Consider the following 10,759-nt stretch of genomic DNA (forward strand, 5'->3'; position numbering starts at 1 on the left):
ATCCGCGGCACGCTCCTTCATCGCCGAGGCGGCGAGGCCGAGGCCGCGGTCGACTGGACGGCGTCCGCCGGGGGGACGGGGGGTGCCCCTATGTCCTTGGTCAAGGGAAACGGGAGTGCGTTGGGTCGGTGATCCGGGCAGCATGGCGGGGTGAGCGACCTGCTGTGGGATGACGTGAAGTGCTTCTTCGACCTGGACTTGATGGGGTCGTTGCCGGACGTGCGTGTCCCGAATGCCTCGGTGGAGGATTGGCAGGCGGTCCTCGACCTTGTCGCGGAGAAGGGCTGGAAGTGCCAGTACTCTGAGGGGGAGGCGGTGCTTCCGGTGCCCCGTGCGGAGGCCGTGCTGTCCCGTCCGGCGGATGCCGAGTGCCCGGACCTGCGGGTCTGGCCGACGGACGATGTGTTGGCGATCTTCAGCTTCCATGCCGACGACGAAGTCGACTTCGACGTCGACCTGCGGGAGTTGCAGGGCCAGGACCGGCTTGATGTGCTCTGCGGCTTCTTTCGGGAGATCGGGCGTCGGCTGGGCAAGCCGGTGCTGATGGACCCGGAGGGCGAGTACGGCCATCCGGTGCTCGGCTTCGACGTTGAGGCCGATCGGGTCGTCCTCCTCGCAGACCCGCAGCTCAGGTGATGGGGGCCGACGGCTGCGGTTCGTAGAAGGCGCCGTCTCTGAGCATCGCGAAGAGGACGTCGGCTCGGCGTCTGGCGAGGCAGAGCGGCCTGGGTGTGGTGTTTGCCCTGGGCGATCTTCTTGTCGTAGTAGGCCCGCGAGGCCGGGTCGCCCAGGGCTGCGAACGCGGAGAGGAAGAAGGCCCGTTTGAGCTGCTTGTTTCCCCGTCTGGAGGGCTGTTCGCCGCGGATCGATGAGCCCGAGCTCGGGGTCGCCGGGGCCGAGACCCGCGTAGGCGGCGAGGTGGTCGGCGGTCGGGAAGGTGCTGCCGTCACCGACCTCGATCAGGATGCGGGCTCCGGTCCTGACGCCGACTCCCGGCATGGACGTCAGGACTTTGGAAAGAGGGTGAGCCTCCAGCAGTTCCTCGATCCGCCCGGCCAGCAGCTTCCGCTGGTCAAGGACGGCCGTCAGCGAGGTGGCGAGGCTCGGGACGATCAGCGCGGCTGCCTCGGTCCCCGGGACCGTCACGGTTTGCTCGTCCAGGGCGGCGAAGATCTCCTCGACCAGCCGCTCGGCCATCCGCGGTGCCTTCGGCCTCAGCAACGTGACCAGCCGACGCCGGCCGGCCTTGCGTATCTGGGCCGGTGATCCGAACCGTTCCAGCAGCGTGAGGACGGCCGGGTGTTGCAGCCGCGGCCCCAGGACCCGTTCCAGCGAGGGGTGGATCTGGGTCAGCAGGCCATGCAGTCGGTTGGCGGCCCTTGTGGCTTCCCCTGCGAGGTCGTCGTCGAAGCCGACGATCATCTCCAGCTCGGCGATCGTCTCGTCCTCGCCGTCGATTGTCCGCAGCGTGTGGGGCATCGCGCGGGCCGCGTCGGCGATGATGAACGCGTCCCTCGCATCGGTCTTCGCCTCCCCTGGGTAGAGGTCGGCGATCCGTCGCATCGTCAGCCCCGGCAGATAGGCGACCGGGCAGCCCATGTCCCGCGCGACCGCGAGCGGCAAGGCTCCGATCGAAGCTGGCTGGTCGACCACGACCAGGCACCCTTCCGTGCTTGGCCTGGAGTTTCGCGAACAGCTCGCGCAGCTTGGGTTCGGTGTTGGGCAGGCGCTTGTCGAACGCCTTCTTCCCGGTCGGGGTGACGGCGGTGGCGTGGTGTTCGCCCTTGCCGACGTCCAGACCGAGGAAGACGTCGATGTCGCCGGTGTCGATCACGTGCAGGGCCCCCCGCTCACGCCTTCTTCCGGCCTTGCCACGGCACCGAGCTGCCACATCCACGTTACGGAGAGCTCTTCCAGCTCGGGTGAAGCCGGTGCTCAAGCCCCTCATCAGCGGTCCGTCGATGCCTCCGGACCCGGTGACACCACCCCCCGGATCATCAACAACAGGAGGGGGAAGTCATGCCGGACCCGAAGGCCGGAGGCCCCATTGCGGAGCCACGAAGACGGTAACGGGGGGGGCGGGGCGGATCGCGGCTGCGTACCGCTTGCGCAGGCCGAGTGCGCAAGTACGCAGCCACGGCGGCGCATCGTGGCCGCGCACCGCTTGCGCAGGCATGGTCGGCCCGTGCATGTGCACGGTCAGCAGCCAGTCGGTTCGGCTCTGCCGGGATTTCCCTGAGCGGGCAGGTGCCGCTGTGTGCCGGTGGCGCTCGGTCACCCGGCGCGCGGTACTCGTTCTTGCTGACCTCGCAGCGGTACATGGGAGCTTCAGACTCCCGTCGACACCGGCCTGTCGAAGAACGTCTCCAGGGCCACCGTCGCCTGGGTGCCGCCGAAGCCTTCGATCGCTTACAACCTCCGTATTACGTCGTGGAGTTGTTCGGTCGTCGCGGTCCTGACCTTGACCAGCACCGATGTGCTGCCCGCGATGATGTGGGCCTCCTCTGCAGCTCGGGGGTCACCGCGAAGTACTCGCCGGCGTCGCTCATCCAGGCGGACGAGCCGACGATGACGGAGGCCAACACGCCACCGCCAGCCACGGCGGGGTCCACCTCGACTGTCGTACGGCGGATCACCCCCGACTCGCGCAGCTTGCGCACTCGTTCATGGGCCGCGCCCGCGGAAAGCCCGATGGCCCTGCCCGGGCGGTGTACGCCTGGGTGGCGTCCTCCGGCAGCAGGTTCAGCAGCTTCCGGTCCACATCGTCCATGTCACTTACTCCGCCACCCTGGTCCCCACCCGTGACCACACTGCCGCGGAGCAGTCCGAGAGATATCGGTTCTCCACCAACCACCAGGTCGTCATCGGCACCGACTCCCACCTTGTCGTTGCCGTCGGGCCGACTCCCAGCCGTCGCCGTACGTCGGGCCGACTCCCAGCCCGTCGTTGCCGTCGGCCGGCCCGTCACCGACAACCGTAACGAGTGCAATGCACGGGAGATGTCCGGTGCGGAGGCCGCCGTCGGCCACCCCACCGTGATCGCCGACGGCGGCTACGGCGGCACTGGCCTGGGGGTCCCGCCGCGCCGCGAACGCGGCGAAAGCGAACATCCGGACCGGAAAGATGAACACGACCGCTCACACCGCAAGGGCCGCGCCCGCGTAGAGCACCACCAGCGCCTGTATGCGCGTACCTGGCGAGCCCGTGTGCTTCACGCTGACGGCATGTCGCGCGAGGTTCTCACCCTGCAAGTCAGCAACGGCATGCCGGCCACTGTGCTCTTCCCCCGGTCCCAGGGGGCACGGCAAGGGCTGATCGGCATGGCAGATCGTGCGGTTTTCCTGTACTGATCTGCGGCTGGGCGGTACCGCGGTCCTGCCGCGTGAGCGTCAGTCGTCGGCGCTCGGCAGGTATCGGGTGCGTGGCGGGGGAGTGCCGTGTGGGGTGTCCATGCGGTGGGGGGTGAGAGCTCGCTCGCCCAGATGCCGGGTGATCACCTGGGACAGGATCTGGAATGCGGTCTGCACTTCCAGGTGATCGAGGGCGTCCAGGTCGCCGCCCACGAGCGTCGTGTCACTCGACAAGGTGGTCCAGCCGGATTGATCGCCGCAGAGTTCGACCCTGACTGTCTCACCTGTGGGTACGGTCACCGCCAGCGTGACGGCGTCGGTGACGGCCTTCCGGCCGGTGTGGAGAAGCGCACGCCGCTGATCGCCGGCGGAGGCCGCGAGTCGGTGACGGCCGGCGGTCGCGGCCAGCGCCTGGTGGGCGAGGTGGGAGACCTCCTGTCCCTCTCTCGCCAGGTGGGCCAGGGTGTCCTCCGGCTCCCACCCCGGTCCCTGGTCTTCGGGCGGGTCCAGTACGTCGGCGGTGGCTTCCAGTGCACGGGTCGCGGCGCGGGCGGCACGTGTGACAGGGTCCCCCGGATCATGGGCGTGTGCGGGCCGGGTGACGGCGTCCGCGATCCGCGCGATCATGCGCACCGATTCCGCGTTCAGCGGCGCGCCCTGGCCGGCGGGGGGCCCGATGCGCTCGCCCCGTTTGCTCACGTCGACGCTCCGGGCGGAGAGGTCGGCGTAGACGGTGTCGCGCGAGACGCGGGCCAGCCTGGCCAGTTCCGCGACGCTGCGGGTGCCGGCACGCCACGCGTCGGCCATGAGGTCGGCCCGGTCGGAAGCCAGACGTTCCCTTCGCTCGGCCCAGGCGATCAGCGCGGACAGCGCGGTGAGGCGCTCGGTTTCGGAATGCTCGGCCATGCGATCGATCTTATGTCGAATGGATCGACATGTCGAATGAGTCGACAGATTGGCTCACCGGTCATGCGTGCCCGCGCCGCCGCCCGGCGGTGAGCCTTCCTTGTGGCTTACGTCCGCCCGTCAGTGGTCAGCGCTGAAGGTGCACGGTGAAGTGCCGCTCGGTCTCACCTGCGGGAACGGTGCGGATGAAGCCCTGAGCCGTGCTGTAGGCGCCTGATCCTCCGGTGATGGCGACGTCGACCGAACTCGGGGCAGGCAGATGCAGCAGCGACTGGGCGGCGAACTGGCCCTCGGGGAGCGCGAAGGTGCCCACGCACTGGAGGGCGGCGGGCTTGACCTGTGTGTAGGTGCAGATCGCGCTGTGATCGCCCACCCTCTTGCCGTCGCGGTAGAGGTCCTCGTGGACGATCCGTTGGTCGCCCACGCTGACTCCCGGTTTGCCCAGATCGGCTTCCCCGGACGAAGTCTGCTTGCCGACCAGATCAAAGGTCTTCACACGCGGCTTGCGGTCCGCCGTGTCGGCCGACGCCGCGGACGCGAGCACCGCGCCGCCGGCGAGTGCAACGGCAACTCCCGCTGCGACGCTCAGGTGACGCGCTTTTATGGTCTTGATGGTGTGCGGCATGTCTACTCCACGTACTTGGGTGTTTCACATCGCTTGCTGTGTACATACGGCCGACAGGCTGGGTCGGCCGGCCCGATCAGGTCACGGGGTGGGCGGGGTCCCCGAGTGGCCTCACCGTCGGATGCGCCTCGGAAGTCCGGCGCGGCCCGGCAGTTGACGGTCTGCTCGGCTCACTCGAGCCGGCCGTGGACCGGATATGCGCATGTGACTCGGCGATCCGGGACCGCGTCGCGGGCGACCGTAAGCCGGAGAGCCGTGGGGCCGACATGTGGGAAGCGTCGCGCCTCCTATGTCAAGCATGCCGAGAAAGGAGCGCGGCGGCACGGCCGCGCTGCGTCCTGGCGCTGGTCATGCCCACTGCTCCTTCGGTGCCGTGCTCGATGCAGGCGCCACTCGTGATGCCGCGTTCGCGCGGGTTGCCCGGGGGAGTGATGACGAGCGTTTCGTCACCCCCTTGAGTGGTGATTGGATGCTCGCAGATCGGAACGTCACCGGTCAAGCTGGTGATCGAATGATTGATCAAGCTGCCGCCCGGCGTTCTCACGCATGCGGAGTGGGTGGATCGGCTGGTGTCGTTCATGCCTCGCGGTGGCGCGCGTGGGGGTTGAGAGAGTGATCGCCGTCTGGTGACTGACAGACCGGGGGCCCGGTTGCTGTAGCGGGCATCGCGCCAGAGGATCTTGCGTGCCGGTTCCGGTCGCGCAGCGGTCAGGTCGTCCGGTTACGGGAACAGAATGGGCACCGTAACGGTTTTGCCAGTAACATTTGTATAATTGAGCTTCACATGATCGAGGAGGTTGACGATTTCCCCGCGCGCGCCCGAGAGGAGTCCGCTGGTGCAGCCACCGGCGGCTGAGGTGGTGCTGGACTTCGTCAATACTCACCCCGCGGGGCCCCATCGTCTGCCGGAACGCTTCGGCAGCGCGCAGGACCTGTACGCGTGGCTGCTGGAGCGTTCTATGGGCTCGGAGTCGACGCACGTCACGGAAGCGGACGCGGCCAGTGCCCGCGAACTGCGTGGCGCCCTGATCACCGTGCTCCTGGCCCACTCCGGCGACCAGGACGCCAGGCCGGACGGGCTCACCGAGGCGGAGGATTTTCTGCGCCACGCGGCGTCCCGGTATCCGCTGGTGACGGTCGTCACCGCCTCGGGAGCGTCCCTGGCGCCTGCGCAAACCGATGTCCCCGGCCTTTTCGGCACTGTCCTGGCGAACGCCACCGAACTCGCCCAAGCGGGCGTCTGGGACCGGGTGCGTGCTTGCCGCCACACCCCGTGCCGTTACGGCTTCTTTGATCGGACGCGGAACAAGAGTTCCGTCTTCTGCGGTCCGCGATGCGGCTCGCGCGAGTCCATGCGCCTCTACCGGCAGCGGAAGAAGGCAGTTGCCGCTCAGCGCGGCCCGGTCGCGAAATGATCCCCCGGGGGCAATCGTGCGCCCGTGACCAGGAGTGAACTCGCCGAGACGCAGCGGCTCGGCCCTGCCCGGTTCCTGACCTCGGCACCCATCGGCTTCGCTTCCGCGGGCACACCATCTCGCCCAATAAATCGAACTGGTGTTCTTTTAGATCGCAGGGATGAGATGTGACGTTCCCCTCCCCGGTGAAATTTGGCCGTTAGGGTCTAGATAGCTACGGTCGTAACTACTTCGGCGAATCACGACACGCCATCCGGACGGTCGCGGTTCTCGCCTCAAGCTCCATCACAGTCATCAGCCGACAGGCGTCGCGTGATGCGCCCACCGCCTACGGCCATCGACATAAGGAAAGCCCTCAGATGTACATGAAGCTGGAACTCACCGTGCTGCCCGTCTCCGATGTCGACCGGGCCAAGGCCTTCTACGAGGCTCTGGGATTCCGTCTGGACGTCGACAAGCCGGTCAGTGAGGAATGGCGCGCGGTGCACCTGACCCCGCCCGGCTCCGAGTGCTCGATCATGTTCGGCACGGGGCTGACATCCGCCGAGCCGGGCTCGGCCCAGGGTCTCTACCTCGCCGTCCTCGACATCGAGGAGGCCCGTGCGGAGCTCATCGGACGTGGCATCGAAGTGAGCGAGATCTTCCACGACAACGGCGGCATCATCTACCACGGCCACGAGGGCGGCGACATCACCCACCGCCTCCCGGGCCAGGAGCGGAAGCCGGGTCTGCACCCCGAGCGCGCTTCCTACGGTTCCTTCGCCACCTTCAGCGACCCCGACGGCAACGGCTGGGTCCTTCAGGAGATCCAGCAGCGCTTCCCCGGCCGCTGACCGCAGTGTCCCGAGCGTGCGACTGACCCGCCCGCCGCTTGACGGTCGTACCGGCCACCTCTCGGGCTCGTCGCGCGCCCCGCTCGCCGGCCTCGCACTGCCGGCGTCCCGCTCACCCCTGAAACAAGCAACGAAAGAAGCTCCATGAACATGTTCTCCGCAAAGCCTGAGCCCCAGGACGGCTCCGGTCGTGAGCCGGTGCCGCACCGAGCCCGGAGCGGCCTGTCGCGACGCCTCTTCGTCGGTGGCGCGGCAGCTTCCGCGGCCGCTGGCATCTCGGTGGCCGCCGGACTGGCACCGTCGGCCACGGCCACCACCGCGGACGCCCCCTCAGCCCGCAGGCCGAAGGGCTTCGGCTCGGTCGTCACGGCACCGCGGTTGTCGGCAGAGTTCAAGAGGATGTTCTCCAGCCGGTTCATCAATGCCGGCGGGCTGCGTCAGCACGTGGTCATCGGAGGTGACGGCCCGCCACTGCTGCTGGTGCACGGCTGGCCGGAGAACTGGTACGCGTGGCGCATGGTGATGCCCGCACTGGCCCGGGACTTCACGGTCATCGCGGTCGACCAGCGCGGCATGGGGCTGACCGAGAAGCCCAAGAGCGGGTACGACACAGCCACCCTCGCCAATGACCTGGTCGCGTTGATGGACACGCTCGGCCACGACCGCTTCGCCGTGGCCGGCCACGACACCGGAATGATCATCGGCTACGCGCTGGCCGCGGACCACCCGGACCGGGTCGAGTACCTGGCCGTCGCCGACGTCCCCGGGCCCCCGAGCACGCAGGCCTCGCCGATGCTGTTCGAGAAGGAGCCGCTCAACAACAGGCTTTGGCACATCCCCTTCAACCGGGTCAACCACGAACTGATCGAGAAGCTCGTGAGGGGCCGGGAGGAGGCATTCTTCACCTACGAGTTCGACATCCAGGGCGGGGAACGGCTGCCCGAGTACGCGCGGGAGTACTACATCCGGCTCTTCTCGGACCCCGAGTCGCTGCGCGGAAGCTTCGGCTTCTACCGCGCCTGGGACGCCACGGTCGCGCAGAACGACGATCGCGCGAAGAAGAAGCTGGCGATGCCGGTTCTCGCGATCGGCGGAGAAAAGAGCTGGGGCCCCTATGTCGAGGGTGGCATGAAGCCTCTCGCCGAGAACGTGCGTGGCCTGGTCATCCCGGGTGCCGGCCACTGGGTCGCGGAGCAGGCCCCCCAGCAGATGCTGACCGCGCTGACCGATTTCCTCGCTCCCTACCGCTCCAAGGCGTCCCGTACGGCTCGCTAGCGAAAGGCCCCCGGCCGTGGTGGCCTTCCCCTGACCCGCAATCCACGTCCGGGAAGGTCCTGTCCGCCACTTCACCGGCGGACAGGACCGTAACCGCTGTCACCCGCAGTCCTTTGGGGGCGCCGAGACGTGTACGCGTTGGCGCCAAGGACACCGCCGCTCGCCCTTTCACGGCAGGACCTCACCACCCACCCGACGGGAATTCGAAGATGTTCAACGACATAGGGCCGCTGGAAGTTGTGACACTGGCAGTGCTGGCCGTCGTCGTGGTCGGGCCCGACAAGCTCCCCAAGCTTGTGTCCGACGTGGTGCGTGTCCTGCGCAGGCTCCGTCAGCTCTCGCACAGTGCTCAAGCGAACATTCGTGACGAGCTCCCCCCTGAGCTCAGGGACCTGAACCTTGAGGATCTCAACCCGAAGACCCTCGTGACCAAGCACCTGCTGCCCGACGACAGCCTGGGCCTCGACACGCTCACTGTCGACCAGCACCCGGACAGGGAGACGACCCGCGCCGCGGCGAGATCCACTGCGGCCGCCGGGCAGTGCGCCGGACCGGGCCCGATCGCCACGACCGACGTCCACCGGCCCTGAGCGACCGCCCGCGGCGAGCAACAACCGGCTCTGCCCGAGCGCCGCGGACCAGGTGGGCCGGGAGATTGCCGCGGCCCCCCGCCAACGTACCGACCCCTGTCCAGAGCCAGGCCGCCAGATCCGCCGGCAGCCGGGCCAACGGCACGGGAGCGTGGCTCCCTGCCCTCGCAAGGAAGGAATCGACCATGTTCGGCAGGCTCGGAGCCCCCGAGATCATCCTCATCCTCGTCGTCGTCATGCTCCTCTTCGGCGCCAAGCGCCTTCCCGGGATGGCCCGTTCCTTCGGGCAGTCACTGCGGATTCTCAAGAGTGAGACCCAGGCCATGCGCAGTGACCACGCGAGCGAACCACCGGCCGACGCGCACACTGCCGCCCCCGCCCTGCAGACGGCAGGCGCCCCTCATCCGGCCACCGAGGCAACTGAGGCGGACACCGCGCACCAGCGCTGAAGCGTTGTCGCCACTGACAGACACATGTCCGGCCGGCGCCGCACACGAAAGGAACGGGACCGTCCATGCCCAGCCGTACCTCGCACGACGCTGCGCGAATGCCGCTGGGGGATCACCTTCGCGAGCTGAGAAGCCGCATGATCAAAGCTGTCGGAGCAGTCCTGCTCATCACGATCGCCGCGGCCTTCTTCTACAAGGAACTCATCGGATTTCTCATCGATCCCCTGCCCGGCTGCGCCCCTGGCGCACTGAGCGGTGAGAGCGGCGGAGGACGCTGTGGCGTGATTTCCCTCAACGGTCTTCTCTCGCCGTTCTCCCTCGCGCTGAAGGTGGCCGTCACCGCGGGAGTCGTAGCCGCGAGCCCCGTGTGGCTCTATCAGTTGTGGGCGTTCGTGGCGCCGGGCCTGCACCGCAGCGAGAAGAAGTACACCCTGGTCTTTCTCGGAGCGGGTATCCCCCTGTTCCTGTCGGGTGCGGCCCTGGCGTACGGAGTGCTGCCCACCACGGCGCAGGTGCTGATCTCGCTGACCCCGGACGGGGCGACCAACCTCCTGCCCGTCGACGACTTCCTCGACCTGGCCACCCGTATGGTCCTCGTCTTCGGTCTGTCCTTCGAACTCCCTGTTCTCCTCGTCCTGCTGAACTTCGCGGGCGTGATCACCGCACGCCGGATGATCGGCTGGTGGCGAGCGATGTTCCTGGGCGTCGCCGCGTTCGCGGCGCTGGCCACTCCGAGCACGGACCCGCTCAGCATGGTGCTGCTGGCCGTACCGATCTGCCTGCTCTACCTCGGCGCGTGCGCGATCTCCTGGTGCAACGACCGCCGACGCGGGCGCACCGTCGACACCGACCAGGGGGGCCTCGACCCTTGATCCTGAACACGGGTTATGCGGCTTCGGCCACGGTAGTTGGCGTTGGTCGGAGTGCTCGCTCGCTGGCGACCGGGCTGCGATGGCCGAGGCTGGAGTGGCGTCGGACGCTGTGTAGCGGGTCCAGCCAGCGGAAGAGGTCCAGGTGGGGCCTTGACTCAAGGCTGGGTAGTTAGCGTTTCCGCAGGTCACGCAAGTCGGGCTGGAGCCCATGATGTTGCGGCGTAGAGGCCGGGGCCGAGCTTGTGGATGAGGCCGCTGGCGGCCCATCGGTTCAGTTGTCTGTACATGGTCTCCAGGGTGATGTCGTCGAAGTGGGCGGCGATTTCGCGGGGTTGTCACAAACGTGTGTGGTCTTGCTGGAGCAGGCTCAGGATGCGGTGTCGGCGCCGCGCAGCCGGGGCGGTGTTCCTGTCGTCCCGGGAGGCCGTGGGCAGTGTGGGTTGG

10 protein-coding genes and 3 pseudogenes are annotated in these 10,759 nt (G+C 68.0%); 8 read left to right on the forward strand and 5 right to left on the reverse strand.

Translation table 11 applies throughout. The annotated features are described in order from the left end of the window. Positions 1-150 precede the first annotated feature (150 nt). Positions 151-636, forward strand: coding sequence for a hypothetical protein (locus ACWCPM_RS07930; protein ID WP_450975256.1), 486 nt, complete (start codon positions 151-153; stop codon positions 634-636). Here the strand turns inward: ACWCPM_RS07930 and ACWCPM_RS07935 are convergent. Both ACWCPM_RS07935 and ACWCPM_RS07940 read right to left on the reverse strand, forming a co-directional pair. After that, positions 629-1,834, reverse strand: a pseudogene (locus ACWCPM_RS07935) (IS110 family transposase). The gene ACWCPM_RS07930 and the pseudogene ACWCPM_RS07935 sit on opposite strands and share 8 nt — an antisense overlap. 494 nt (positions 1,835-2,328) lie before the next feature. Beyond that, positions 2,329-2,770 (reverse strand): annotated as a pseudogene (locus ACWCPM_RS07940) (Lrp/AsnC family transcriptional regulator). Between the two features lie 15 nt (positions 2,771-2,785). Between ACWCPM_RS07940 and ACWCPM_RS07945 the strand changes: the two are divergent. Beyond that, a pseudogene (locus ACWCPM_RS07945) lies at positions 2,786-3,200 on the forward strand (hypothetical protein); the annotation flags it as partial. A gap of 189 nt (positions 3,201-3,389) precedes the next feature. Here ACWCPM_RS07945 and ACWCPM_RS07950 read toward each other — a convergent pair. The 3 genes from ACWCPM_RS07950 to ACWCPM_RS07960 form a co-directional block, all read right to left on the reverse strand. Further along, the gene (locus tag ACWCPM_RS07950) at positions 3,390-4,256 is read right to left on the reverse strand and encodes a hypothetical protein (RefSeq protein WP_450975257.1); all 867 of its coding nucleotides are present in this window, start codon (positions 4,254-4,256) and stop codon (positions 3,390-3,392) included. Between the two features lie 127 nt (positions 4,257-4,383). After that, positions 4,384-4,881: an allene oxide cyclase barrel-like domain-containing protein gene (locus ACWCPM_RS07955; protein ID WP_450975258.1), complete on the reverse strand. Its 498-nt coding sequence runs from the start codon at positions 4,879-4,881 to the stop codon at positions 4,384-4,386. Between the two features lie 292 nt (positions 4,882-5,173). Further along, entirely contained in the window at positions 5,174-5,461 is a 288-nt protein-coding gene (locus tag ACWCPM_RS07960; protein WP_450975259.1) for a hypothetical protein, read from the reverse strand. 256 nt (positions 5,462-5,717) lie between these two features. Between ACWCPM_RS07960 and ACWCPM_RS07965 the strand changes: the two genes are divergently transcribed. From ACWCPM_RS07965 to tatC, 6 genes are all read left to right on the forward strand, one after another. Next, on the forward strand, positions 5,718-6,296 hold the full coding sequence (locus ACWCPM_RS07965; protein ID WP_450975260.1) for a CGNR zinc finger domain-containing protein: 579 nt from the start codon (positions 5,718-5,720) through the stop codon (positions 6,294-6,296). A gap of 359 nt (positions 6,297-6,655) precedes the next feature. After that, a complete protein-coding gene (locus ACWCPM_RS07970; protein WP_450975261.1) occupies positions 6,656-7,129 on the forward strand; it encodes a VOC family protein in 474 nt (157 codons plus the stop codon). A gap of 150 nt (positions 7,130-7,279) precedes the next feature. After that, a complete protein-coding gene (locus tag ACWCPM_RS07975; RefSeq protein WP_450975262.1) occupies positions 7,280-8,404 on the forward strand; it encodes an alpha/beta fold hydrolase in 1,125 nt (374 codons plus the stop codon). 209 nt (positions 8,405-8,613) lie between these two features. Continuing rightward, complete coding sequence (locus tag ACWCPM_RS07980) at positions 8,614-8,994, forward strand: sec-independent translocase (protein ID WP_450975263.1); 381 nt, start codon at positions 8,614-8,616, stop codon at positions 8,992-8,994. Between the two features lie 185 nt (positions 8,995-9,179). Next, positions 9,180-9,443, forward strand: a complete 264-nt coding sequence (tatA, locus tag ACWCPM_RS07985) for a Sec-independent protein translocase subunit TatA (protein WP_450975264.1) — start codon at positions 9,180-9,182, stop codon at positions 9,441-9,443. 65 nt (positions 9,444-9,508) lie between these two features. Next, positions 9,509-10,315, forward strand: a complete 807-nt coding sequence (tatC, locus tag ACWCPM_RS07990) for a twin-arginine translocase subunit TatC (protein ID WP_450975265.1) — start codon at positions 9,509-9,511, stop codon at positions 10,313-10,315. The last annotated feature ends 444 nt before the right edge of the window (positions 10,316-10,759 follow it).

Source organism: Streptomyces sp. NPDC002309, assembly GCF_053593375.1.

Coding starts and splice junctions, on each gene's coding strand:
- ACWCPM_RS07980 (WP_450975263.1), top strand. CDS start 8,614: ATGTTCAACGACATAGGGCCGCTGGAAGTTGTGACACTGGCAGTGCTG.
- tatA (WP_450975264.1), top strand. CDS start 9,180: ATGTTCGGCAGGCTCGGAGCCCCCGAGATCATCCTCATCCTCGTCGTC.
- ACWCPM_RS07955 (WP_450975258.1), bottom strand. CDS start 4,881: ATGCCGCACACCATCAAGACCATAAAAGCGCGTCACCTGAGCGTCGCA.
- ACWCPM_RS07975 (WP_450975262.1), top strand. CDS start 7,280: ATGTTCTCCGCAAAGCCTGAGCCCCAGGACGGCTCCGGTCGTGAGCCG.
- ACWCPM_RS07970 (WP_450975261.1), top strand. CDS start 6,656: ATGTACATGAAGCTGGAACTCACCGTGCTGCCCGTCTCCGATGTCGAC.
- ACWCPM_RS07960 (WP_450975259.1), bottom strand. CDS start 5,461: ATGAACGACACCAGCCGATCCACCCACTCCGCATGCGTGAGAACGCCG.
- ACWCPM_RS07950 (WP_450975257.1), bottom strand. CDS start 4,256: ATGGCCGAGCATTCCGAAACCGAGCGCCTCACCGCGCTGTCCGCGCTG.
- tatC (WP_450975265.1), top strand. CDS start 9,509: ATGCCCAGCCGTACCTCGCACGACGCTGCGCGAATGCCGCTGGGGGAT.